This window comes from Comamonas sp. 26 (assembly GCF_002754475.1).
Lineage (GTDB): Bacteria > Pseudomonadota > Gammaproteobacteria > Burkholderiales > Burkholderiaceae_C > Comamonas.
In genome coordinates this window covers 1,040,599-1,065,159 of record NZ_PEFL01000001.1, presented here as the reverse complement: position 1 = coordinate 1,065,159, position 24,561 = coordinate 1,040,599, and the positions used below count along the sequence as shown (strand labels likewise).

Annotated in this window: 21 protein-coding genes; 10 read left to right on the top strand and 11 right to left on the bottom strand. The window is 60.6% G+C overall.

Features of this window, described 5'->3' with window-relative positions; genetic code table 11:
• The first annotated feature begins 121 nt into the window (after nt 1-121).
• The 6 genes from CLU84_RS04885 (at nt 122) to eda (ending at nt 6,202) form a co-directional block, all read left to right on the top strand.
• Nucleotides 122-673 carry a gluconokinase gene (locus CLU84_RS04885; RefSeq protein WP_233209928.1) on the top strand — a complete coding sequence of 184 codons (552 nt, stop codon included), beginning with the start codon at nt 122-124 and terminating at the stop codon, nt 671-673.
• Between the two features lie 13 nt (nt 674-686).
• Complete coding sequence (locus CLU84_RS04880; protein ID WP_099736194.1) at nt 687-1,193, top strand: TRAP transporter small permease; 507 nt, start codon at nt 687-689, stop codon at nt 1,191-1,193.
• 10 nt (nt 1,194-1,203) lie between these two features.
• Nucleotides 1,204-2,484, top strand: coding sequence for a TRAP transporter large permease (locus CLU84_RS04875; RefSeq protein WP_099736192.1), 1,281 nt, complete (start codon nt 1,204-1,206; stop codon nt 2,482-2,484).
• 110 nt (nt 2,485-2,594) lie between these two features.
• Complete coding sequence (locus CLU84_RS04870) at nt 2,595-3,611, top strand: TRAP transporter substrate-binding protein (RefSeq protein ID WP_099736191.1); 1,017 nt, start codon at nt 2,595-2,597, stop codon at nt 3,609-3,611.
• A 120-nt stretch (nt 3,612-3,731) separates the two neighbouring features.
• Nucleotides 3,732-5,579, top strand: coding sequence for a phosphogluconate dehydratase (gene edd, locus CLU84_RS04865; RefSeq protein WP_099736190.1), 1,848 nt, complete (start codon nt 3,732-3,734; stop codon nt 5,577-5,579).
• Nucleotides 5,564-6,202 (top strand): bifunctional 4-hydroxy-2-oxoglutarate aldolase/2-dehydro-3-deoxy-phosphogluconate aldolase, encoded by a 639-nt coding sequence (eda, locus tag CLU84_RS04860; RefSeq protein WP_099736189.1) that lies wholly within the window; start codon nt 5,564-5,566, stop codon nt 6,200-6,202. The genes edd and eda overlap by 16 nt, the downstream gene beginning before the upstream one ends.
• Nucleotides 6,203-6,267: 65 nt before the next feature.
• On the opposite strand, the gene cydX is transcribed toward eda, so the two are convergent.
• The 11 genes from cydX to CLU84_RS04800 all read right to left on the bottom strand — a co-directional run bounded on the left by cydX (nt 6,268) and on the right by CLU84_RS04800 (nt 19,224).
• Nucleotides 6,268-6,408, bottom strand: coding sequence for a cytochrome bd-I oxidase subunit CydX (gene cydX / locus CLU84_RS04855; protein ID WP_099736188.1), 141 nt, complete (start codon nt 6,406-6,408; stop codon nt 6,268-6,270).
• Between the two features lie 24 nt (nt 6,409-6,432).
• Nucleotides 6,433-7,587 (bottom strand): cytochrome d ubiquinol oxidase subunit II, encoded by a 1,155-nt coding sequence (cydB, locus tag CLU84_RS04850; RefSeq protein ID WP_099736187.1) that lies wholly within the window; start codon nt 7,585-7,587, stop codon nt 6,433-6,435.
• Between the two features lie 23 nt (nt 7,588-7,610).
• A complete protein-coding gene (locus CLU84_RS04845; protein ID WP_099737865.1) occupies nt 7,611-9,197 on the bottom strand; it encodes a cytochrome ubiquinol oxidase subunit I in 1,587 nt (528 codons plus the stop codon).
• A 36-nt stretch (nt 9,198-9,233) separates the two neighbouring features.
• On the bottom strand, nt 9,234-10,952 hold the full coding sequence (locus tag CLU84_RS04840; RefSeq protein WP_099736186.1) for an amino acid ABC transporter ATP-binding/permease protein: 1,719 nt from the start codon (nt 10,950-10,952) through the stop codon (nt 9,234-9,236).
• Entirely contained in the window at nt 10,949-12,682 is a 1,734-nt protein-coding gene (cydD, locus tag CLU84_RS04835) for a thiol reductant ABC exporter subunit CydD (protein ID WP_099736185.1), read from the bottom strand. The genes CLU84_RS04840 and cydD overlap by 4 nt, the downstream gene beginning before the upstream one ends.
• 252 nt (nt 12,683-12,934) lie before the next feature.
• Nucleotides 12,935-13,891, bottom strand: coding sequence for a nitronate monooxygenase family protein (locus tag CLU84_RS04825; RefSeq protein WP_099736183.1), 957 nt, complete (start codon nt 13,889-13,891; stop codon nt 12,935-12,937).
• Between the two features lie 225 nt (nt 13,892-14,116).
• Entirely contained in the window at nt 14,117-15,247 is a 1,131-nt protein-coding gene (locus tag CLU84_RS04820; RefSeq protein ID WP_099736182.1) for an ABC transporter substrate-binding protein, read from the bottom strand.
• Between the two features lie 141 nt (nt 15,248-15,388).
• On the bottom strand, nt 15,389-16,321 hold the full coding sequence (locus tag CLU84_RS04815) for an electron transfer flavoprotein subunit alpha/FixB family protein (protein ID WP_099736181.1): 933 nt from the start codon (nt 16,319-16,321) through the stop codon (nt 15,389-15,391).
• A 14-nt stretch (nt 16,322-16,335) separates the two neighbouring features.
• Nucleotides 16,336-17,085: an electron transfer flavoprotein subunit beta/FixA family protein gene (locus tag CLU84_RS04810; protein WP_099736180.1), complete on the bottom strand. Its 750-nt coding sequence runs from the start codon at nt 17,083-17,085 to the stop codon at nt 16,336-16,338.
• A gap of 381 nt (nt 17,086-17,466) precedes the next feature.
• The gene (locus tag CLU84_RS04805; RefSeq protein WP_099736179.1) at nt 17,467-18,243 is read right to left on the bottom strand and encodes an enoyl-CoA hydratase; all 777 of its coding nucleotides are present in this window, start codon (nt 18,241-18,243) and stop codon (nt 17,467-17,469) included.
• 21 nt (nt 18,244-18,264) lie between these two features.
• On the bottom strand, nt 18,265-19,224 hold the full coding sequence (locus CLU84_RS04800; protein WP_099736178.1) for a histone deacetylase family protein: 960 nt from the start codon (nt 19,222-19,224) through the stop codon (nt 18,265-18,267).
• Nucleotides 19,225-19,260: 36 nt separating this feature from the next.
• On the opposite strand from CLU84_RS04800, the gene CLU84_RS04795 reads away from it, so the two are divergent.
• Genes CLU84_RS04795 through mltB form a run of 4 tightly spaced genes read left to right on the top strand, consistent with a single transcriptional unit; the run spans nt 19,261 to nt 24,500 of the window.
• A complete protein-coding gene (locus tag CLU84_RS04795) occupies nt 19,261-20,181 on the top strand; it encodes a MoxR family ATPase (RefSeq protein ID WP_099736177.1) in 921 nt (306 codons plus the stop codon).
• A gap of 34 nt (nt 20,182-20,215) precedes the next feature.
• Nucleotides 20,216-21,274 carry a DUF58 domain-containing protein gene (locus CLU84_RS04790; RefSeq protein ID WP_099736176.1) on the top strand — a complete coding sequence of 353 codons (1,059 nt, stop codon included), beginning with the start codon at nt 20,216-20,218 and terminating at the stop codon, nt 21,272-21,274.
• Nucleotides 21,271-23,379, top strand: a complete 2,109-nt coding sequence (locus tag CLU84_RS04785) for a DUF3488 and transglutaminase-like domain-containing protein (protein WP_099736175.1) — start codon at nt 21,271-21,273, stop codon at nt 23,377-23,379. Before CLU84_RS04790 ends, CLU84_RS04785 begins: the two co-directional genes overlap by 4 nt.
• Complete coding sequence (mltB, locus tag CLU84_RS04780) at nt 23,376-24,500, top strand: lytic murein transglycosylase B (RefSeq protein WP_099736174.1); 1,125 nt, start codon at nt 23,376-23,378, stop codon at nt 24,498-24,500. Before CLU84_RS04785 ends, mltB begins: the two co-directional genes overlap by 4 nt.
• Nucleotides 24,501-24,561: the final 61 nt, after the last annotated feature.

Sequence of the window (24,561 nt, the reverse complement as noted above, 5' to 3'; positions counted from 1 at the left end):
CTAACCAAACAATTTTGATCACCTATCTGCAGCCGGTTCAGCTCTGAAGTCTACGAGTTCTGCGTAGTTCGGAGTTTCTCGCGGCGCATTTTTTTGACCAGCAAGGATAGCGCTATCCAAAATGAATAATAACAAGCTAGACACCCCTCAAACCATGGTCGCACTGGTCATCATGGGTGTTTCCGGCTGCGGAAAATCCAGTGCCGGGCAAGCCATCGCGCAGCAACTGGGCTGGGAACTAGTGGAAGGCGACAGCTACCACTCGCAGCAGAGCGTAGACAAGATGGCGGCTGGCATTGCACTAAATGATGAAGACCGCCAAGGCTGGCTGGAGCGTCTTTCCCTGCGGCTCAGTCAAGCCAGCACCAGCCATAGCGTGGTGCTCACCTGCTCTGCCCTCAAGCACAAATACCGCGAGCAATTGCGCAGCGCCCAGCCTCTGGGCTTTGTGTTTCTGGAGCTGAACTACGAAACTGCTCTGACCCGCGTGCAGACCCGGCCCGGACATTTCTTTTCTCCTGAACTCGTGGCCAACCAGTTCGCCACTCTGGAAGACCCGCGCCTTGAGCCCGACGTGCTGACCATCAGCGCCACCACCGAGCTGGGTGAGATCGCCCGCCAGGTGCAGCAGTGGCTGAGCAACAAAACACCTGCATCGCCAATACAGAAATAACCGGAAGCCAACGATGTCAACAAACAACCCAACAGAGCAAGAGCGCAAGCCACTGCTCAAACGGCTGGCCGAAGGGCTGATGGTGCTGGCTTTGGCCGGCATGGTGATTGCCGTTTTCATCAACGTGGTGCTTCGCTACGTCTTTCACACCAGCATCGTGTCGTACGAAGAAATCTCGCGTCTGCTGTTCGTCTGGCTGGTCGCTATTGGCTCCATCGTGGCCGCGTTTGAAGGCGCACACCTGGGCTTTGACATGGTCACGTCCCGAGTCGGCCCTGTTGCCCGCAAGGTGCTGTTCTGGGTTTCACAGTTGCTGATTACCGCCTGCATGGTGCTACTGCTGTGGGGCTCTTGGGAGCAGGTGATAGCAGGCTGGAGCAGCTACAGCACGGTGCTGGGCTACCCACTGGCGCTGGGCGCCGCGGCAACGCTGGTGCTGGCCATTGGCATGCTGGTCGTGGTGGTGCGCGACATGATTCGCGGCACCCCCACCGAATCTTCGGAAACCAGCGTGGAATAAGGAGAGCGCCATGGTTGTAACCCTGATTTTTCTCGCCGTTCTGATCGGCGGCATGGTCATTGGCATGCCGATTGCGCATTCGCTGATCCTCACCGGCGTGGCCTTGATGTGGCACCTGGACTTCTTCGACACTCAGTTGCTGGCGCAAAACCTGCAAGCGGGTTTTGACAACTTCCCACTGCTGGCCGTGCCCTTCTTCATTCTGGCGGGCGAGCTGATGAATGCGGGCGGCCTGTCGCGCCGCATCATCGATCTGGCCCGCGCCTTTGTGGGCCATATCCCCGGCGGTCTCGGCTATGTGGCCATTGGCGCTGCCGTGCTGCTGGCGTCCATGAGTGGCTCGGCCATTGCCGACACTGCTGCACTGGCCACCATCTTGCTGCCCATGATGCGCGACCAGAAGTACCCTGACAGCTACAGCGCAGGTCTGCTGGCTTCGGGCGGCATCATCGCCCCCATCATTCCGCCGTCCATGCCCTTTGTGATTTATGGCGTGACGACCAACACCTCCATCAGCAAGCTGTTTCTGGCAGGCGTGTTCCCCGGCCTGTTCATGGGTGCCTTCCTCATCGCCGCATGGTGGTTTATTGCCCGCAAATTCAAGCTTGCATCGGGTGAACGCGTGGGCTGGGGTCTGCGCATGAAGGCAATTTTCAAGAGCTTCTGGGCCATGATGATGCCGGTCATCATTCTGGGTGGCCTGAAGGGCGGAGTCTTCACCCCCACCGAAGCTGCCGTGGTTGCCGCTGTCTATGCGCTGTTTGTCTCCATGGTGGTTTATCGCGAGATGAACTGGAACAAGCTCTACGCCGTGTTTCTGGCTGCAGCCAAGACCACCGCTGTCGTCATGTTCCTTTGCGGTGCAGCGACTGTAACGGCCTACATGATCACGCTGGCCGACCTGCCCAATATGCTGGCCGACAGCTTTGCCGGCCTGCTGGACCAGCCCGTGCTGTTCATGGCCGTGATGATGATCTTCCTACTGGTAGTGGGTACCGCCATGGACCTGACACCTACCATCCTGATCTTCGGCCCGGTCTGCGCACCACTGGCCGTCAAGGCGGGTATTGACCCCGTCTACTTCGGCTTCATGTTCATCTATGTGGGCTGTATTGGCCTGATTACCCCGCCCGTGGGCACGGTGCAGAACGTGGTGGCTGGCGTGGGCAAATTGCGCATGGAAACCGTCATCAAAGGCACCAACCCCTTCCTGATGGTTTATGTGGTGCTGGCGGCGTTGTTTGTGATGTTCCCGCAGTTGGTGACAACGCCACTCAAGTGGCTGCACTAAGTCCATCAAACACTCTTGTTTTCATAGCTGGATGCGCAATACCTGCCTGCGTATCCAGCCCATTTCACTTTAATAACAGGGCTCTGGCCCATTTAAGCAAGGAGACGGTCATGCGTATCAAATTTGCAGTCACAGCCCTCACAGCCCTCACAGCCATGTTGCTGGCAACGGGCGCCGTTCAGGCTCAGGACTTCAAGCCCCGCCTTGTGCGCTTTGGCTACGGTCTGGTGGAAGACTCCAACCAGGGCCGCGCCGTGCGCATGTTTGCCAAGGAAGTGGAAAAAGCCACGGGTGGCAAGATGAAGGTGCGCGCCATCGGCAACGCGGCCTTGGGCTCTGACACCCAGATGCAACAAGCCCTGATTGGCGGCGCCCAGGAAATGATGGTTGGCTCTACCGCTACGCTGGTCGGCCTGACACCTGAAATGGCCATCTGGGACACCCCCTTCCTGTTTGCCAACACCAAGGAAGCAGATGCCGTGCTGGACGGCCCCGTGGGCGACAAAGTCAAGGCCAGCCTGGAGCCCAAGGGCATGGTCGGCCTGTCTTACTGGGAAAACGGTTTCCGCAACCTGACCAATAACAAGCGCCCCATCACCAAGCTGGAAGACCTGCAAGACGTGAAGCTACGTGTGATGCAGAACAACGTCTTCCTCGATAGTTTCAAGACGCTGGGCGCCAACGCTGTGCCCCTGCCCTTCTCCGAGCTGTTTACCGCGCTGGAGACCAAGGCGGTGGACGGACAGGAAAACCCGTTCAACACCGTGCTTTCCAGCAAATTCTATGAGGTGCAGAAGTACCTGACGGTCTCCAACCACGTCTACAGCCCCTGGATCGTCACCGTCAGCAAGAAGTGGTGGGACACGCTGAGCCCGGCTGAAAAGAAAGTGCTGCAAGACGCTGCCATCAAGAGCCGCGACTTCGAGCGCAAGGACACGCGTGAAGAAGCCACCAAGGCACTGGCTGAAATCAAGGCCAAGGGCATGCAGGTCAATGAGCTGCCCGCTACAGAAGCTGGGCGCATGCGCGAAAAGCTGAACACGGTGAACGCAGGCATTGCCAAGACCGTGGGTCAAGGCACCTGGGACTCCGTGCAAGCTGCCGTCAAGCAAGCGCGGGCCAAATAAGCCTGCTCCCGCAGTCGCCACGGCCGCAAGCAGCTTCTCTCGTGAGGCGCTCCGTGGCGGCTTTTTTCCCTTCCAGATGCATGAGTGCAAAACGCTCCTGCATCACCAAAGATTCTCATCATGGCAGTCCATCCCGTACTCGCTCAAGTCACGCGGCGCATTCAGGAGCGCAGCCACGCCACCCGCACCGACTATCTGGAGCAGGTTGACGCCATGGCCGCCCGCCCGCCCCAGGTACGTAGCATGGGCTGCGCCAACGTGGCCCACGCCTTTGCTGCGCTTCCCGGTGCCGACAAGATCCGCATCGTTGAAGAAAAAGGCTCCAACATCGGCATCGTCACCGCCTATAACGACGTGCTGTCTGCCCATGCGCCGTTTGCCCGCTATCCCGACATTCTGAAAGACGAAGCCCGCCGCAATGGCGCCACCGCTCAGGTAGCCGGCGGCGTGCCCGCCATGTGCGACGGTGTGACTCAGGGCATGCCCGGCATGGAGCTGAGCCTGTTCAGCCGCGATGCGATTGCCATGTCCACCGCCATTGCGCTGACCCACGACACGTTTGACGCAGCGCTGATGCTGGGCGTGTGCGACAAAATCGTTCCCGGCCTGCTGATTGGCGCGCTGCACTTTGGCCATCTGCCCACCGTGTTTGTGCCCGCAGGGCCCATGACATCGGGCCTGTCCAACAACGAAAAAGCCAAGGTTCGCGAACTAGCGGCACAAGGTCTGGTGGGCCGACAAGAGCTGCTGGCTGCTGAGAATGCGGCCTATCACGACCAGGGCACTTGCACCTTCTACGGCACGGCCAACAGCAACCAGATGCTGCTGGAAGCCATGGGCCTGCATGTGCCAGGCACCTCCTTCATCAACCCCGCCGAAGCCGAACGCGAGCTGCTGACACGCGAAGCCATGCGCACCGTTCTGTCCATCACCGACCGCAAGCGCTTTACGCCTATTGGCCGCTTGGTGGATGAGCGCTGCATCGTCAACGCCATGGTGGCCCTGCTGGCCACAGGTGGCTCTACCAACCACCTGATTCACTGGGTGGCCGTGGCCCGTGCGGCGGGCATCATCATTGACTGGGACGATTTTGAACAGCTGTCCTCCATGGTGCCACTGCTGGCGCGCATCTACCCCAATGGCAGTGCCGATGTGAACCAGTTTCAGCGTGCAGGCGGCCCCGGCTATGTCATCGCCCAGCTGCTGCAGGCCGGGCTGATGCATGACGATGTACTCACCGTGCGCGAAGACGGCATGGCCGCCTTTGGCCGTATCCCCCATGTCGAGAACGGCAGCCTGCTCTGGAAAGAGGCAGGCGCATCGGGCGACGATGGCGTGCTGCGCCCGGCCAGCGCACCGTTTAGCCCCACGGGTGGACTCAAACTGCTCAAGGGCAATATGGGCCGCAGCGTGATCAAGGTCAGCGCCGTGCCCGAAGACCGCCACCACCTGCAAGCCCCCGCATGGGTGTTTGATTCACAGGACGAGCTGCAAGCCGCCTTCAAATCCGGCGCGCTGGAGCAAGCCTGCCAGAGCAATGGCTACAACGGCGTGGTCTGCGTAGTGCGCTGGCAAGGCCCTCAGGCCAACGGCATGCCAGAGCTGCACAAGCTGACCCCACCACTGGCCGTGCTGCAAGGCAAGGGCTACAAAGTGGCACTGGTGACCGATGGGCGCATGAGCGGCGCTTCCGGCAAAGTGCCCGCCGCCATTCACCTCAGCCCCGAAGCGCTGGCAGGCGGCCCGCTGGCCAAGGTGCGCAGCGGCGACCTGATTACCCTGAATGCCAGCACCGGCCAGTTGCAAGCTGAAGTGAGCGAGGCCGAATGGGCATTGCGCGAACTGGCCCAGATGCCTGAGGCCCTGAAGCGAAGCAACGGCCGGGGACTGGGCCGGGAACTGTTTGCCGGATTCCGGCGCAATGCGCTCAGCGCAGAAGAAGGAGCGTGCACATGGCTACTCAACTGACAGCCCTTTCCATCATGCAAGATGCGCCGGTCATCCCGGTCATCGTGCTGCACCAGGTCGAGCATGCCGTCCCCATGGCCAAGGCATTGCTGGCCGGCGGTGTTCGCGTGCTCGAAGTCACGCTGCGCACCCCTCAGGGTCTGGCCTGTATCGAAGCCATTGCCAAGGCAGTGCCTGAAGCCATCGTCGGCGCAGGCACCGTTCGCAATGCAGCAGACGCCGCCGCCGCCGCACGCGCAGGTGCGCGCTTTGCTGTCAGCCCCGGCTACACCAGCAAGCTAGGGCAGGCCTGCCGCGATCTGGACTTGCCCCTGCTGCCCGGTGTAGCCACCAGCGGCGAAATCATGATGGCGCAGGACGATGGCTTTAACGAGCTGAAATTCTTCCCAGCCCTGCAGTCCGGCGGTGCACCCATGCTCAAGGCCTGGCAAGGCCCGTTTGGCGATGTACGGTTTTGCCCCACGGGTGGCATCTCGCCTGCCAACGCGGCCGAATTTCTCGCACTGTCCAATGTGGTCTGCGTGGGCGGCTCCTGGCTGGTTCCCGCCAGTGCGCTGGACAGCGGCAACTGGTCACAGATCACCGACCTTGCGCTGGCCACGCTGACGCTGCGCCAAAGCTGAAAACCCTCAGTACACAAAAAAGCCCGGCTGGCAAAAACCAGTCGGGCTTTTTTGTTTCAACTCACTCAGGCCTCTGGGAGCGAGTTGGTCTCTTCCAGCAGACGACGACGAGTCACCTCATCTTCCGTCAGCTCAAACCACATGGCGTTGAGCACCGCAAAAGCAGCTGCCAGCGGCAGGCCGAGCAACCAGGAGAAATACCACATATTCAGTCCCTTCCTTCTTGTTGATTAGTAAGAGTGACCTTGGCCAGTCGCAATGGCCTTGATATCCACCTTGCCGCGCAGCACCGAGTACACCCAGCTGGTGTAAATCAGGATCAGTGGCAAAAAGATCCCCACGCAGACCAGCATGATGAACAGCGTCATGTGGCTGGAGGACGAATCCCAGACCGTCAGGCTAAAGCGCGGGTCAATGGTGGAAGGCAGGATCATGGGGAACATGGCAGCGCCCACGGTCAAGATGACACAGGCGATGGCCAGACCGCTGCCCAGCAGGCTGATCCATTCGCGGCGACTGCGCAGACCCAAGGCCACGACCAGCGGCATAAGCAGCCCTATGCCCGGAAGCAGCCACAGCAGCGGATAGGCCTTGAAGTTGGCCAGCCAGGCACCCGCAGCCATTTCCGCCGTCTTGTTCAACGGATTGGATGCCCCCAGCGGATTGATGTCGCTGGTAATCACATAGCCGTTGATACCTGTTGCCAGCCAGACGCCTGCTGCAGCAAACAGCAGCGTCGTCAGCACGGCCGCCACCGAGCCATAGCGCGCGGCGCGCGCCGACACTTCGCCTTCGGTCTTGAAGACCAGCCAGGCAGCACCATGCATCAGCAGCATGCAAAGCGACACCAGGCCACACAGCAGCGCAAACGGCGTCAGCAGCCCAAAAAAGGTGCCGTCGTAGTAAATGCGCATGTCATCCGCCAGGCGGAAAGGCACGCCCAGAATCACATTACCCACGGCTACGCCAAACAGCAGCGATGGCACCAGACCCGTGATGCACAGCACCCAGTCCCAGCGGTTGCGCCAGGCCGCATCTTCGTGCTTGCTGCGGAACTTGAAGGCCACGGGGCGCAGGATCAGCGGCACAAGCACGGCAAACATGGCCAGATAAAAGCCCGAGAAGGACACCGCGTACAGCTGCGGCCAGGCGGCAAAGATGGCGCCGCCGCCCAGAATCAGCCACACCTGGTTGCCTTCCCACACCGGGCCCACCGAGTTGATGGCCGTGCGGCGTTCCACATCGGTCTTCGCAGTGGCACGCAGCAGACCCATGGCTCCCAGGTCAAAGCCATCGGTCACGGCAAAGCCCACCAGCAGCACCCCCATTAGCAGCCACCAGATGACGCGCAGCACGTCGTATGTAATCAGTTCATGCAAGATCATTTGCTCATACTCCTTGCGGGCCTTCAGCGGGCACTGGCCAGTTTCTTGATCATGGGCTCGTAAAAGCTCAGGTGCGGCTCACTCTCGTGCTCCGGCCCCTTCTTGATGGCACGCACCAGAAGCTTGAGTTCGATCACCAGCATCACGGTGTAGATCAGCACAAAGCCCAAAATCGTCAGCAGCAATGTGCCGGCGCCCAGGTTGGACACCGCCATGGCCGTGGGCAGCACGCCTTCGATAATCCAGGGCTGGCGACCCAGCTCAGCCACCACCCAGCCGCATTCCGCAGCAATCCAGGGCAAAGGAATGGACAGCACGGCAACCTTGAGCAGCCAGGGATAGGCATCCAGCTTGTGACGCATGGACAGGTAGAAGAAAGTGCCGGTCAGCACGATGAAGAACATGCCCAGTGCCACCATGATGCGGAAAGTCCAGAACAGCGGCCCCACGGGCGGAACGGTGTCCATGGCTGCTTGCTTGATCTGCTCTTCAGTCGCCTTGCGCGGATCATCCACATAGCGCATCAACAGCAGGGCGTAACCCATGTTGGTGCCGTTGTTCTCAAAGCGCAGACGGGCTTCGGCAGGAATTTCCGCATCGCTTCTGGCAGCACGAATGGTCTGCAGCGCGTCATAGGCGTCGATACCGTTGCGAATATTGCCCTCGGCACTCTTGACCAGATCGTTGATACCGGGAATTTCGGTGGTCAGCGAGCGTGTGCCGATCAAACCCATGACCCACGGGATGTGCACCGCAAAATGGGTCTCACGCGCTTCGCGGTCGGGGAAACCGAAGGCGGTAAACGCGGCCGGTGCAGGCTCCGTTTCCCACATGGCTTCGATGGAAGCCAGCTTCATCTTCTGATGCTCGGACGACAGATAGCCCGACTCGTCACCCAGTACCACCACGGACAGCGAAGCCGCCAGACCAAAAGATGCCGCCACGGTCATCGATCGCTTGGCCAGGTGCACGTGTCGCCCCTTGAGCAGATACCAGGCCGATACCCCCAGCACAAACAGCGAAGCCATCACATATCCAGCCGACACGGTGTGCACAAACTTGGCCTGCGCTACCGGGTTGGTCAGCACGGCAAAGAAGTCAGTCACCTCCATCCGCATGGTCTGCGGATTGAAGGCGGCACCCACTGGGTTCTGCATCCAGCCGTTGGCCACCAGAATCCACAGCGCCGAGAAGTTGGTGCCAATCGCCATCAGGCAGGTCACCATCAGGTGCTTGACCTTGCTCAGGCGATCCCAGCCGAAGAAGAACAGGCCCACAAAGGTCGCTTCCAGGAAGAAGGCCATCAGACCTTCGATTGCCAGCGGCGCGCCAAAGATGTCACCCACATAGTGGCTGTAGTAGCTCCAGTTCATGCCAAACTGAAACTCCATCACCACGCCGGTCGCTACACCCATGGCGAAGTTGATGCCAAACAGCACACCCCAGAACTTGGTCATGTCGCGCCATATAGTGCGCCCCGTCATCACAAACACCGTCTCCATGATGGCGATGAGAATGGACAGGCCCAACGTCAGCGGCACAAACAAAAAGTGGTAGAGCGCCGTTACCGCAAACTGTAGTCGCGATAAATCGACGATATCGAGGTCCATGGTCAGGTCCTTTCTCTCGGTCAATAAAAAAACAAGTCACACATTCGGTGTCGCCATTGCTGGTGTCGCTTTCACCGCATCAGCGCGCAAACCGGCAATCGCCTGCTCGAACTCGGGGGTACCGCGCTGGGCATCCATCTGCACGCGCCCGGCTTGCAAGCACACAATGCGGTCGGCCATGAGGGCTTCGCGCTGCCAGTGCGTGGCAAAAACAAGGGTTCGTTCTTTCGCGGCATGCTCTAGCCGCTGTAGCACATCGGCGGCAGTCACGGCATCCAGCCCTTCGGTGGCTTCATCCAGCAGACAGCAAGGCGCATCGCTGAGCAACAAACGCGCCAGCGCCAGACGGCGCGACTGACCGCCAGACAAACCCAGCCCGCCCTCGCCCAGCAAGGTATCCAGCTGCTGTGGCAGCGCCTTCACATCTTGCTCAAGCCCTGCGGCTTGCAGCGCACTCCACAGCTGCTCATCGCTGGCTTGCGGATTGGCCAAGCGCAGGTTGTCACGCAGGCTGTCTTGAAACAACTCGGTTCTTTGCGTCATCCAGCTGCAGCGCTGCGCCAGCAACTGCCCAGACTGCACCGGCAGCTCACCCGCAATGGCATTGAGCAGCGTGGTCTTTCCTGCGCCGCTGGCACCCATTAGCACCACGCGCTCACCCTGGCGAATCGTCAAATCAACAGGGCCCAGCTGGCGCAGCTGAACCTGACGCAGCTCTATGGCGTGATGCTTTGGTTGCGTAATCGTCACCTTCGGCTCTGCATCAGCTTTTTTAGCCAGCGCCGGGCCAAGGCGGCGCACGGCCAGCCATGTGCGCCCGGCTTCTGTCGCGCCACGGCGCAAGGCGGTAAAGGGTTCCATGGCTGACAAGGCCAGCAAAATGCCCAGCGCTGCCACGGGCCCGTTGATGCGGCCCTGCTCCATCAGCCAGGCCATCAAGATCATGGCTGCACTTAAAGTAATAGCAGATACCGCACCATAGGCTTGCGTTACAGCCGCTTCAGACTGGTAAAGCTGCTCATCCGCACGGGTGCCGCGTGCATCTGCACTCAGCACTTTTTGCATCTGTGCGGGCAGCTGGCCTGCCATCAGCAAATCGGTCTGGCCAGCGACCAAATCCACGGTCTGGGCACGCAGCATTTCAAGCGCCATGGCGCGGCGCACAGCGCTCTTGCGGCTGCGCAGGCCATGCCACAAGGCAATACCCCAGCCAGCCAACAGCAACCAGACCCAAGCCAGCAGCCCCAGCCAGCCGTGCATCAAGCCAAAGGCCAGAGCCAGCAGCAAGGCTGCACCGAAGGCGGCAGCAGCGGGCACCAGCAGCCGAAGATAAAGGTTGTCCAGCGCATCGACGTCTGCGGTCAGGCGCTGCAGCAGTCGTGCCGGGCGTTGCAGCAGCAGGCGTGCGGCCTGTGGTGCGGCCCAGCTGCGAAACAGTTTTTCGCGCAGCGCGGCCAGAACGGCCAGCGTGCCATCATGGGTGACCAGTCGCTCGGCATAACGCGCGCCGGTGCGGCCCACGGCCAGCAGGCGAATGCCGGCCGATGGCATGAACACATCAAACACCAGTGCCGTAGCAGGCAGCAGCCCGGCCAGTGCGGTAGCGGTAATGAACCAGCCGGACAAACCCAGCAAGGCCATACCCATGACCACCGTGAGCGCAGCCAGCGCCGCGCCACCCAGCCAGAGTTTGCGGGGCGCCATATGGGCCAGTTCACGCAGGACCTGGCCCAGTGTCTGCAGATTACGGCTCATACACCCTCCTTGCAGAATTCGGCGTCCAGATGAGTGCTCGCACCCACCGCAGACATCGCGATCACCCGGTCCATTGACGATGCTAACTCAGCATCATGGGTGGCAACAATCAGCGTACGCCCTGCTGCGATCTGTTTGAGGGACAGCGCAATCTGGCGGGCAGTCTCTGTATCAAGGTGGGCAGTAGGTTCATCGACCAACAACAGTCCGGCTGACGGATTGACCGCCAGCCGTGCCAACGCCAATCTCACCACTTCACCGCCAGACAGGCCAGAGCCGCCCTCACCCAGACTCATTCCAGGTCTTTCGGCCAGCACCTGGTCCAGCGCAGCTTGGCGAGTAGCTTCGGCGATCTGCTCACCCGTCAAACCTGCGCGGCCCAACCCTATATTGCGCGCTACAGAACCGGCAAACACATGTGGCTGCTGACTCATCCACGCCATGCGCGCGCGCAGCGCTGCGGCGGTCTGGGCATTGAGTAGCAAGCCGTCTATGCGAATTTCGCCCTCTTGCACGGGCAGCAAGCCCGCCAGCTGGGCCAGCAGCACCGATTTGCCACTGCCGCTGGGGCTCCACAGCGCCACATGCTCACCCGCATGCACTTGCAGAGAAACGGAGGCCAGCCTGGTCTGAGCACCAGGGGCCTGAACATTCAGACCCGAAATGCTCACTGATGCGCCCTGGTATTGCGCAAGATGCTCACTTTCTTGCAGCGACTGCACATCACCCACTACCCGCACGGTTTGCTGCTGCAAGTCTTGCAAAGTCTTGAGGGCGGCCTCGCCAGCGGCGCGGTTATGCCAGACGGCAGACAGGTCGCGAAGCGGTTCAAAAAATGCAGGGGCCAGCAGCAGCACAAACAAGCCCTGCCCCAGGCTGAGCTTATCGCCCCAAGCGCCAAAGTTCAGTGTGCCCAGCAGGTGAAAGCCGATATAGACGGCGACCATGGCCACGCCCAGCGCCGAAAAAAGCTCCAGCACGGCAGAGGACAAAAAGGCGATGCGCAGCACGCGCATGGTGCGGGTACGCAGGTCTTCAGCGTGGCTGCGCAGGCGCTGCGCCGTCAAGTCCACAGCGTACAGAGCGCGCAAAGTGCTCAGGCCGCGCAGGCGGTCCAGCAAAAAAGCATTCATGTGACCGAGCTGCAACATCTGCTCTTCGCTGGCGGCCTTGGCACGCCAGCCCACAATAGCCATGAACAATGGAATCAGCGGTGCAGCCACTATCAAAATCAAAGCTGCAACCCAAGACTGGCTGGCCACTGCAGCCACCATGACCAATGGCAGCAGACGTACGCGCAGCATGGCACTCTGATAACGCGACAGCCAAGGGACGATGGCTTCGGCCTGCTCTGCCACCGCACTGGCGGCCAAGCCAGATGGGGCACGCGCTTTATCCAGTGGCGATGCCTTTGCCAGGGCTTGCACAACCTGAGAGCGCAAACGGCTGAGCTGAGTACGCGCAGCGCGATTGGCTTGCAACGCGCCGTGGCCTTCAGCCCATGCGCGCACCAAGCCCAGCAGCAACACACCCAGGGCCATGGGCCAGACGCGGCTTACACCCAGTCCATTCGCCATGGTTTGCACGGCCCAGGCGAGTAAGGCAGCCTGCGGCAGCCAGATCAAACCCGCCAGAACCTGCCACACCGCGCCTGCGCTGGGCCTGCGGATGACGTCAGTCAAGGCAGTTTTTCCCGCAGCGGCATCAGCATCAGAGGTGAATGGGAGCATGTACTGGTTTTCTCAATTTTCAGAAATTACTGAAATTTACGTAATAATACTTTCTTTTGACAATCATCATGACTTTCTTTTCAAAAGCCAACTGCAGGACTTGAACGACATTGACATTCATCAAGCACAGAGCGACTTGATACATGCCAACCTTTTTTACACGTATCCGTCACATTTGAGTAACGTCAAGTCAGCTTGCGCTCATAAAAAAGGCACCCGAGGGTGCCTTTTCTTTGGGTACTGAAGCGCACCTCAAGCCGCCAGCAAATTGGCCTTGGCCTGTGCGTACTCACGCTTGAGACGTGCCACTAGCTCGGCAGTGGGCTGCACCTTCTCCACAGCGGCAATGCCCTGACCGCAGCCCCAGATGTCCTTCCACGCCTTTTGCGCACCGCCACCAAAGTTCATCTTGCTGGGGTCGGATTCAGGCAGGTTATCTGGGTCCAGACCTGCTGCGCGAATCGACGGTGCCAGATAGTTGCCATGCACGCCGGTGAACAGGTTGCTGTAGACCACATCGTCGGATGTGCCTTCGACAATCGCCTGCTTGTAGGCGTCGGTTGCACGCGCTTCATCGGTGGCAATAAAGGCCGAGCCGATATAGGCAAAGTCTGCGCCCATGGCCTGCGCAGCCAGCACAGCGCCGCCGGTGGCGATGGCACCGGACAGAGCCAAAGGGCCGTCAAACCACTGGCGAATTTCCTGCACCAGCGCAAACGGGCTTTTCTCGCCTGCGTGACCACCTGCACCGGCAGCCACGGCGATCAGGCCATCGGCACCTTTTTCAATCGCCTTGCGCGCAAACTTGTTGTTGATGATGTCGTGCAGCACCACCCCACCCCAGCTGTGCACGGCTTGGTTCACGTCCTCGCGCGCGCCCAGGCTGGTGATGACGATGGGCACCTTGTACTTGGCGCAGACCTGCATGTCGTGCTCCAGCCGGTCATTGCTTTTGTGCACGATCTGGTTGATGGCGAACGGGGCCGAAGGCTGGTCCGGATGGGCCTTGTCCCATGCGGCCAGCGTTTCCGTGATCTCGGCCAGCCAGTCTTCCAGCAGCTCAGCCGGGCGGGCGTTGAGCGAGGGCATGGAGCCAACGATGCCGGCCTTGCACTGCTCAATCACGAGCTTGGGATTGCTGATGATAAAAAGCGGCGAGCCAATGACCGGCAAAGCCAGCTTTTTGAGGGCAGGTGGCAGTTTGGACATGTGTTTGTCTCCTTATCAATTTTATAAAAATGAGCTGTAACGCTTATAGATATTGCGCAAGCAGCTCTTATTTCAGAAGCAGCTCTTTGACAGGTCAATGAACTGGCCTGAGGCCAGTTTCACCGGCCTGAATGCCGACTCCTGTCCCGTTGGCAACAGTGCTGATCGCGTGTGTCGTACCACTACAAAAAAGGCCTGTAAGCAGGGTTGCTACAGGCCTTTGTCTTATTGCGTCACCCGCCCTGCGGCATTGACGATGGACAAGTCCACATACTTAGACCCTACCTGACCGGGCTTGAAACTCACCCAGTAGCCGCCCAGGTCATAGGCCTCCAGCCCACGCAAGGCCGTGCTGACTTTCTCAGGCGTGACGGGCTGGCTGCGGCGCATGGCTTCCACGATGACCTTGGCATTCACATAGCCTTCCATCATGGCGAAGCTCACCGGCACTTGCAGCGTCTTACCCGCTGCAATGGTGGCGTCACGGAATTCTTTGTTGAGCTTGCCGGAAACCTTGTAGGGGCTGGGCACGACCTGCGCAATCGACAGGCCGCTCATGTATTCCACCGGCAGGCGCTTGGCCAGTTGCTCGATATCGGCCTCAGCCGTGGCGTAGACCTGCGCCGTGCCACCATCCATGCGGTAAGCCTCGACAAAAGCCGCAGTGGCCGTGCTGGATGCCACCAGCAAGATAGCCTGAGCCGAAGCCTTAGCAGCCTGCAAATCTTGCACGGCCTTGTCAGAACTACCCTTGTTCTTGACCATGGCCGTAGCGACCAGCTTGGCACCACTTGGAGTCACAGCCTTGGTAATCAAAGCGGTCAAATCCTGTGCATCGGGGCGCTCTTCAAAGACCAGTGCCAGACGGGTAATACCGACAGTTGCCAGATGCGTCGAAATCTTGGCGATTTGCTCAGACAGACCGGCGCGCGTGGCAAACAGCTGGGGAGAAGCCATCACGCGAGTGTCCGTGCTTTGATAACCCACGATCGGAATCTGCGAGCCATCCAGCGCCTTGCTCTCCAGCAGCGCCGACAAATTGCGGTTGCCAAAGTAGCCGGCCAGCACCACAGGCTTGGACTCGCTGAGCAGCTTGCGGGTCTTGGCTACGGTTTCGTCGGGGTGACCCAGATCATCCTGCACCGCCAGCTCTACCGGCTGGCCCTGCACACCACCGGCCTTGTTGACCTGATCAAAGTACAGTCGCATACCTTGTGCATAGGCGCGGCCCTGGCTGGCCTCGGACCCTGACATCGGCGCCACCTGACCCACCGTCCAAGCCTGCGCCACCAGCGCCGCCCCTGCGCACAGCGCAACCAATCCCCCACGAGCCCAAACCCAATGCTTGCGATTCATCCAGCGTCTCCCTCTCCAACATGGCAACGGGCCTGAAGTGGCCCATGCTGCTGCGGAATTATTGTTGATGACCTCGGTGCGGCGCAGCTAGCGCGCATGGAAAAAGAGGGGCCTCAAGCCCCTCTTTTGATGTACGCCAAATTACAGCGCCTTGACCAGTTCCGGCACTGCCGTGAACAGGTCTGCTTCCAGACCGTAATCAGCCACCGAGAAGATCGGTGCCTCAGGGTCCTTGTTGATCGCCACGATCACCTTGGAGTCCTTCATGCCCGCCAGATGCTGAATGGCACCCGAGATACCGCAGGCAATGTACAGCTGAGGCGCCACAATCTTGCCGGTCTGGCCCACTTGCAGGTCGTTAGGGGCGTAGCCCGCATCGACGGCTGCGCGCGAAGCGCCGATGGCAGCACCGAGCTTGTCGGCCAGGGGCGACATGACTTCGGTGAACTTCTCGGCCGAGCCCAGAGCGCGACCACCGGAGACGATGATCTTGGCGGCGGTCAGTTCGGGGCGCTCGCTCTTGGTCACTTCGCGGCCCACAAAGGCGCTCTTGCCAGAGTCGGCTACGGCAGCCACGGCTTCCACAGCAGCGGAGCCACCAGTGGCAGCAGCAGCGTCAAAGCCGGTGGTACGTACGGTGATGACCTTGACGGCGTCAGCGGACTGCACGGTGGCAATGGCGTTGCCAGCGTAGATGGGACGCTCGAAGGTGTCGGGCGCATCGACCTTGGTGATGTCGCTGATCTGGGCCACGTCCAGCTTGGCAGCCACGCGGGGAGCCACGTTCTTGCCGGCAGCGGTCGAGGGGAACAGGATATGGCTGTAGCTGGAGGCAATGGCCAGCACTTGAGCTGCCACGTTCTCGGCCAGGCCGTCTTTGAGGCTTGCGCCGTCAGCGTGGATGACCTTGGAGACACCAGCGATCTGGGCGGCCGCAGCGGCGGCCGCAGCAGCGCCTTCGCCAGCCACCAGCACATGGACATCACCGCCGCAGGCAGCGGCAGCCGTCACAGTGTTCAGGGTCGCAGGCTTGATTGAAGCGTTGTCGTGTTCAGCAATAACGAGGGATGTCATTTGTCGTTCTTCCTTTAGATCACTTTGGCTTCGTTCTTGAGCTTGTCGACCAGGGCCGCCACATCGGCCACCTTGACGCCAGCGCCGCGCTTTGCGGGCTCTGCCACCTTCAGGGTCTTGAGGCGGGGAGCAACGTCCACGCCCAGGTCTTCAGGCTTGAAGGTATCCAGCTGCTTTTTCTTGGCCTTCATGATGTTGGGCAAAGTGACGTAGCGGGGCTCGTTCAGGCGCAGGTCGGTGGTGATGATGGCGGGGATGGACAGAGACAGAGTCTCCAGGCCACCGTCCACTTCACGGCTGACGCTGACCTTGTCACCAGCGACTTCGACCTTGGAGGCGAACGTGGCCTGGGGCAGATCGGTCAGCGCCGCCAGCATCTGGCCAGTCTGGTTGTTGTCGCCATCAATGGCTTGCTTGCCCAGAATCACGAGACCGGGCTGCTCCTTGTCGACCAGGGCCTTGAGCAGCTTGGCGACGGCCAGAGGCTGCAGGTCCACATCGGTTTCCACCAGAATGCCGCGATCAGCACCGATGGCCATGGCGGTGCGCAGAGTTTCCTGGCACTGAGCCACGCCGCAGGAGACGACGATGACCTCGGTCACCAGGCCTTTTTCTTTGAGGCGCACGGCTTCTTCGACGGCGATTTCGTCAAAGGGGTTCATGCTCATCTTGACGTTGGCGATGTCTACACCCGTGCCGTCCGATTTGACGCGGACCTTCACGTTGTAGTCCACCACGCGCTTGACAGGGACCAATACCTTCATTGCTGCGGCTCCTTAATGATTACTGCATTGACGTTTACGTAAACTGAATTCATTTTATGCGGCACTGCAACACTCTCCACACAAGTTTTCAGTCAATCTGACCGGGTATCTGTGCTTCAGCCTTGTCTGGCGGCATGGCATAAAAAAGAACGACCGTTCAATTTTATGCACAAGCAGTGTGAAATCACGGGTCTCAGATGGGTCAACCCAGGGTAAAACCTAGGTCAAAATCAAGCCATGAGCCTCGTGGCAACACCCGGCAAGCCCACAAGGTACCACTGGCAAAGCCTGTGCTCGTCGTTCAAACGGACGGGCTGCGTGATTTGGCAATGCAAGTGCACACCTGCGGGCGGCGAAACGCGGTCCTCTCGCTACCCCAAACTATCGCCACTGCGGCTTGCGCTTTTGCGCAAACGCCTGAGCCCCCTCCTGCGCAGCCACATCCATCATGTTGATGGCCATGGTCTGCCCGGCCAGCTGGTAGGCAGGCTCCTGCCCCATTTCACGCTGACGATAAACCAGCTCCTTACCCATTTGAATGGCGATGCGGGGCTTGCTCACAATTGCAGCCACCACCGCTTCCACTGCACCGTCCAGCTTATCGGGACTGGACACACGATTGAGCAAGCCGTAGTGCATGGCTGTTTGCGCATCGATGAAGTCGCCGGTCAGCAGCATCTCCATGGATTGCTTGATGGGTATATTGCGCACCAGCGGCACGCTGGGCGTGGAGCAGAACAGTCCGTACTGAATGCCGCTGGTGGCAAAGCGTGCATCGCTGCTGGCCACCGCCAGATCGCACTGCGCCACCAACTGGCAGCCTGCAGCCGTCGCAATACCTTGCACCCTCGCAATGACGGGCACAGGCAGCTTCTGAATCGATAGCATCATGCGGCTGCACTGGGCAAACAGCTGCTGGTAGTACGCCAGCTCTGAATGTGCTGCCATGTCTTTGAGGTTATGCCCGGCGCAGAAGGCCTTGCCTTCAGCCGCAAGCACCACCACACGGGCCTGTTCATTTTGGGCAACCGCATCCAGCGCCGCTTGCAGCTCGGTCAGCATTTCGCTGCTCAGCGCATTGAAGTGCTGCGGGTCGTTGAGAGTGATGCGCACCACGCCGCGCGCATCCTGAGTCATCAGCACTAACGAATCGCTCATCGTTGTCACCCTGTATTCAGACTAGATATCGGCCAGCACGCGCAGATGCGCTTCCACACTGCGCGCCAGTGGGTCCATCACATAGCCGCCTTCAAGGCAGGAGACGATGCGTCCCTTGGAAAAGCGCCGGGCAATGTCCTTGATGCGCATGGTGATCCAGGTGAAGTCGTTTTCCGTCATGCCCAGTTGGCCCATATCGTCTTCGCGGTGGGCATCAAAGCCTGCACTGATGAAGATCATTTCGGGCTTGAAGGCTTCAAGGCGCGGAATCCACATCATCTCGACGATCTCGCGGATATCCATGCCCTTGGTATAGGCCGCCACGGGCACGTTCAGCATATTGGCGGCCGGTTCCTTGTCGCCGCTGAACGGGTAGAACGGATGCTGAAAGATGCCGCACATCAGCACGCGGTCATCGCCCGCCAGAATGTCTTCGGTGCCGTTGCCGTGGTGCACATCAAAGTCAATCACTGCCACGCGTTTGAGGTGATGGCGATCCAGCGCGTACTTCACGCCCACGGCCACGTTGTTGAAAAAACAAAAGCCCATGGCCTGGTTGCGTGTGGCATGGTGACCCGGCGGGCGTACGGAACAAAAAGCATTTTCCAGATCGCCCGCAATCACCGCATCGGTCGCCGCCAGCGTCGCACCCGCAGAGCGCAGCGCAGCCTTGAAGGTGTAGCGATTGATGGAGGTGTCGGTATCGAGCTGGCGGTACTCAGGCCCTCCTGCGGCCAGCTCCTGCTCCAGCCTGTCGGTCAAGCCCTGCAGGGCGGCGATGTGCATGGGGTCATGCGCCAGTTCCACCTCGGCCAGAGAGGCCAGAGGTGCCTCGTAGCGCGCCAGCGCGTCGCCTACACCGGTGATGAGTAATCGGTCTTCTATCGCGTCAAGCCGCGCAGGGCATTCAGGATGGCCTGGACCCATCTCGTGCAACCAGCAGTCCCGATGGGTGAAATAACCTGTCTTGCCCACAGTCATGTCTCCGCTATCGCTTATTTAGGATATGTTTCTGTCATGCATGCACAGAACACAATTAATGCGCTTTTGAGTCAGCTTAACACGGTGATGGAGGGTAAACCGGATCAGGTCAGAGAAGGCGTGGCATGCCTGCTGGCGGGCGGTCACTTGCTGATTGAAGACGTTCCCGGCGTCGGGAAAACCACGCTGGCCCACGCTCTGGCGCACAGTTTTGGCCTGCAATTTTCACGCGTGCAGTTCACCGCCGACCTCATGCCCAGCGACCTTACCGGCGTCTCCATTTACGACCGTGGACGAGAGGCTTTTGTCTTCCACCGCGGCCCGGTGTTTGCACAAGTGCTGCTAGCCGACGAAATCAATCGCGCCAGCCCCAAGACCCAGAGCGCACTGCTTGAAGCCATGGAAGAGCGCCAGGTCACCACCGAGGGCAAGACCCACAGCCTGCCCGCACCGTTTTTTGTGATTGCGACGCAAAACCCGCTGGATCAACTGGGCACCTTCCCCTTGCCTGAAAGCCAGCTGGACCGCTTCCTTATGCGCATCAGTCTGGGCTACCCCTCACGCGACGCCGAGCGCAAACTGCTGACGGGTAACGGTCGCCGCTCTGCCGCTGATGCGCTGCAGCCCGTCATCACTCAAGAGCAGTTGCAGCGACTGCAAACGGCCGCATTGGCTGTGCATGTCAGCGATGCGCTGCTGAACTATGTGCAAGACCTGATTGCCGCCACGCGCAACGGTCAATGGTTTGCACAAGGCCTATCGCCACGCGCAGGCATTGCGCTACTGCGCGCCGCCAAAACCATCGCCTTGATGGAAGGCCGCGACTATGTGGCGCCTGATGATGTGCAAGCCATCTTGCCGCAGGTGATTGCCCACCGGCTGGTGCCAGTAGGCCATGCTGGCCGGGGCGCGGTGGAGCAGGTGCGCGCCATGATGCAGGCCGTTCCGCTGTCTTGATGATGACGATGCACTTGCTCATGAATTTTATAGCATGAAGCGCCCCATCCCAAAGGGCGAGAAGCCAAAAACATCAAACATCTTTCAGAGCCTGTCTCCACGCGCCAAATTCCGCGAATGGATGTTTGCACGTCTGCCACGCTCCGACCAGCTGACGCTGACACAGAGCAATGTCTACATCCTGCCTTCAAAGGCAGGCTGGGCCATGCTGGCTACGCTGATCGTGCTGCTGGTTGCGGCCATTAACTACCAGCTCAACCTTGGCTATCTGCTCACCTTCTTGCTGGCTGGCAGTGCCGCCGCCAGCATGGTGGTGGGCCACGGCAATCTGCGCGGTCTGCAACTCAGTCTGCAAACAGCAATCTCACCCCGTGGCCATGGCGGCTGCTTTGCCCACGCTCCTTGCCCCCTGCATTTCAAGCTGCACAACAGCCGCCGCACGCGCCGCTGGGGCATAGGGCTGGCACTGCATCAGGCGCGGCAAAACGCTGATCATTCCGACGCTTGGAGCTGGGTTGATGTGCCTGAACTTGGCAGCACCGACGTGCAACTGAGCTTTGTGCCCCAGCAGCGCGGCCTGCATGATTTACCCCCTGTCTCCATACTCACGCGCTACCCGCTGGGTGCCTTTCGCGTCTGGGCACTGTGGCGGCCAAAAACACCGATCTGGGTCTATCCCGACCCTGAAGCGAATGCCCCCCCTCTGCCGCCCGCCAGCCCTGAAGCCGGAGGCCGCAGCAGCGCGCAAGTGCGCAGCGGCGAAGAATTTGATGGCGTGCGGGCCTATCAGACAGGCGATCCGCTCAAGCTGGTGGTGTGGAAGAAAGCCGCCCAGTCTTTTGCTGCAGGCAGCCACCAACTGGTCAGCCGCGACCGGCCGTTTGCCCACCACCACCGGCTTTGGCTAGACATTCGCCAGACCGGCCTTTCTGACCACGAAGCCCGCCTGTCGCGCCTGACCGCATGGGTGCTCATGGCAGAGCAGCAAGGCCGCACCTGGGGCCTGCGCCTGTCCGGCGGCAAAGAAATTGCCCCCGGAAGCGGTGCGCAACACACCACGCGCTGCCTTGAAGCATTGGCGGCTTGCCCATGACTCGTTTTAAAACCCTCAACCAGTCTGCAAACAACCACTGGCTCCAGCAACTCTCAGCCCTGCCCCGCGATGCGCGGGACACTTTGTTTTTGCTGGCCGTCATCGCATGGATTTTGCTGCCGCAAATTCAGCAAATGCCTTGGTGGACCAGCGCCTTCGCTGCAGCCCTGCTGCTGTGGCGCGCACGCCTGGCTCTGACCGGCGCGGCGCTGCCGAGCCGCTGGGTGCTGGCAGGCGCGCTAGCCCTTGCGATTGGAGCCACCTGGGCCACGCACAAAACCATTGTGGGCCGCGATGCAGGCGTGACGCTGGTCGTCATGCTGCTGGCACTCAAAACCCTGGAGCTGCGCGCGCGGCGCGACGCCATGGTGGTTTTCTTTCTGGGCTTTTTTGTACTGCTCAGCAACTTCTTCTATTCACAGTCTCTGCCCATCGCCGTCGCCATGGTGCTGGGCCTGATGGGGCTGCTCACCGCACTGGTTAACGCGCACATGACGGCGGGCAAACCGCCTTTAATGCAGGCGCTGCGCACGGCTGGCTGGCTGGCGCTCTGGGGTGCGCCGGTCATGGTCGCGCTGTTTCTGTTCTTTCCGCGCATGGCGCCGCTGTGGGGTGTGCCCTCTGACGATATGGCGGGTCGCTCGGGTTTGTCTGAGAATATGCGCGTGGGCGAGGTCGCATCGCTGGCCATGGACGACAGCGTGGCGCTGCGCATTCGCTTCGAGACACCGGGCGAAAAGGAGCCGCCGGGCAACACTCTGTACTTCCGTGGCCCTGTACTCAGCCAGTTTGATGGCCGCAACTGGCAGGCCGACACCATGGCAGAAGCCATGACCGCGCCGCAGCTGCGCGTGCGCGGCGAGCCCATTCGCTACCAGATGCTGATCGAGCCCAGCAAGCGCCGCTGGCTGACGCTGCTGGACGCCGTCAAGACCGAGCCGCAGACACCGCCCGGTGCCTCCATAGGCCGCACGCGCATGACATCCAGCCTGCAGTGGCTGACCTGGCGCCCCATCACCGATGTGCTGCGCGTAGATGCGCAAAGCTATCTCGACTTCAGCTACGGCCCGCTACAGGCCACGCCAGAGCTGCAGCGCTACCTGCAACTGCCGCCAGGCAGCAACCCGCGCACACAGACGCTGGGTGAGCAACTGCGTGCCCAGTTGGGTGCCGATGCAGACACCGGCACGCTGATTGCCACAGCGCTGCAACGCCTGAAAACCGGTGGCTACACCTACACACTGGAGCCCGGCGTGGTGGACAGCGTGCATACCGCCGACGACTTCTGGTTTGACAGCAAGCAAGGCTTTTGCGAGCACATTGCCTCGGCCTTTGCCGTGCTAATGCGCGGCATGGGCGTGCCTGCACGCATCGTCACCGGTTATCAGGGCGGTGACCGCAACAGCGTGGACAACTACTGGACCGTGCGCAACAGTGACGCCCACGCATGGACCGAGGTCTGGATTGCCGGCCAGGGCTGGAGCCGCGTGGACCCCACCGGCGCTGTGTCACCCGGCCGCGTCGGCCAGTTTCAGCGACTGAGCGCACCGCGTGGCGCGCTTGCCAGCGCCATGGGCAATTTTGTCGATAGCGGCACGCTGGAAAAGCTGCGCGCCTTATGGGAAGCCGTGAATGGCCGCTGGAACCAGTGGGTCATCAACTACACGCAAAGCCGCCAGCTCAATCTGCTGCAAAACCTGGGCTTTGAATCACCCAGCTGGACCGATCTGCTGCGCCTGCTGGCCGGCAGTCTCAGCGCCCTTGCGCTGCTGTGGCTGGTCTGGGCTCGCTTCACGCGCCCCCAGCGCGACGGCTGGAGCCAGCTGATGCACACGGCGCAGCAGCGCCTGCAGCGCGCAGGCATTCAAAGCAACGCCAGCGACTCTGCCCGCAGCCTGGCATGCCGCGTGCAGAAGCAGTGGAGCGCAAATTCTCCTCTGGCAGCGACCTTATCTGACTGGCTACTAGACATGGAGCGGCTACGCTATGCAGCGCCGTCCCAATCTGACGAGACCACCCTCAAAACATTGCGCCAGCGCTGGCAAACCATCAAACGCCAGAGTTGGCCTACTATTCCGAAGAACTCCGAAGAACTAAAAACATGAGCATCAACCCAATGAGCAGCAAGCGCTTCAACGCAAAAACACTGAGCGCTTTGGCCTTGTGCCTGCTGACGGCCAGCGCCATGGCCGCACCTGCAAAAAAGACGCTCAAGAAAGCCGCACCGATTGCTGCCGTAGCGGCAGCCTCCGTGGCCTATGCCAGCCGTGATGACGCCATGCAACTGGCCGCTGACATTGCCAGCCGCCGCGACCTGCCCGCCGACTGGGTGCGTGCGCAGCTGAGCGAAGCGCGCAACCTGCCCGTGGTCACACGCCTGATGACACCCGCTGGCAAGACCTTTGTGAAGAACTGGACGGTGTACCGCAGCCGCTTCATCGACCCCGTGCGCATTCGCGCTGGCGTGCAGTTCTGGCAGGCCAACCGCCAGGCGCTCGCGCGTGCTGAGCAGCAGTTTGGCGTGCCCGCCGAAATCATCGTCGGCATCATCGGTGTAGAAACCATTTACGGCCGCAACATGGGCAACTTCCGCGTGATGGATGCGCTGGCCACACTGACGCTGGACTTCCCGCAATCTCACCCGCGCGCACAGGCCCGCACCGATTACTTCCGCGGCGAGCTGGAGCAGGTTCTGGTCACCGCCAACCGCACAGGCTCTGACCCGTTTGCACTGCGCGGCAGCTACGCCGGGGCCATGGGTCTGGGCCAGTTCATGCCCAGCAGCTGGGACAAATATGCCGTCGATTTTGATGGCGATGGCCGCATCGACCTGTTCAACAGCGCGACCGACGCGATTGGCTCCGTGGCCAACTACTTCATCGGCCACGGCTGGAAGCCCGGCCTGCCCACGGCCTTCACCGTAGACATGCGCGCTCAGGGCGAGAACCTCGCCACCCTGCTGGCCCCCGACATCAACCCGACCTTCACCGCCACGCAAATGGCCGAGCGCAATGTGCGCGTGCTGGGCGCTGAAAGCTATGAGCGCCCTCTCGCGCTGATCGAGCTGAAAAACGGCAGCTCGGGCCCCACCGAATACATTGCGGGCACGGAGAACTTCTACGCCATCACGCGCTACAACTGGTCGGCGTTCTATGCGCTGTCCGTGATCGAGCTGGGCCGCGAAGTGCATGAGGCCTATCTCAGCAATCAGACTGCCAAAAATTAAATAAAATCAGGCTGCTAGCGCTTAATTTATAAGCGCTAGCAGCTATTGATTTGATAGTTTT